At 60.4% G+C, this 752-nt stretch carries 1 pseudogene; it reads right to left on the reverse strand.

Annotated features, from left to right (window positions below):
• A pseudogene (locus NKH52_RS35415) lies at window positions 1–752 on the reverse strand (hypothetical protein); the annotation flags it as partial.

A 752-nucleotide genomic window follows, 5' to 3' on the forward strand; every position in this document is an offset into this window, starting at 1 on the left:
TGCGCAGCGGCGTCCCCAATGGCACGAGCCTCCATGCCGACTGCGTCTTCCGGACGAGCAGCAAGGGCAATTTCGCGCCCGGGTGCGAACTTCCGGAGATGAGCTAGTGCACTGATCTCAGCGGTTTTCATATAGCGCTTGGCATCTTCATCCAGCGACCGCTCGTGAAGCCGATCCGCAATCCCCGGCTTTTTGTTTTCAACCAGGCATTGACTGAAACGTCTAAGAGCAGACCCATAGACCTCAACGGTACGGGGTTTCGGCCCGGTCGGCGCTGCCTCGTACGCTTTGATGAGAGCCGCTGTGTACTCTCTGATGAGCACGGCGTCGGCAGGGTGGGGATTCAGGGCAGGGCGGCCCACCGCTGGCGCTCCGCCCGCCCACGTCTTGAGACGACCCAGTGACCCAGCCACGGCCGAGGGGCCGCCACCCCAGATCTCGTACTCCTTGCGATCCCGATCTAGCGACGAATCGTGAAGCCGATCCGCAATCCCCGGCTTGTTATTTTCAACGAGCCAATGACCAAAGCCGAAAAGAAGATCTACATGGCGCTTGACCGTGATCTCCCCGATCTTACCGGCATAGAGTGCTGACCTCAGCCCTTCGACAAGGGTCGCATCGTTGGAATAAAGAGGACCCTTGTCGGGACCGGAGACCACTTTTGGGCGATCTGGCTGCACCGCCGCCGGCACAGAACGAGCATGGTCACGCAACTCGACCCGTGCGGGGGGATTCAGATCAACCACTGACGA

Source organism: Mesorhizobium sp. M1066 (assembly GCF_040318635.1).
Lineage (GTDB): Bacteria > Pseudomonadota > Alphaproteobacteria > Rhizobiales > Rhizobiaceae > Mesorhizobium.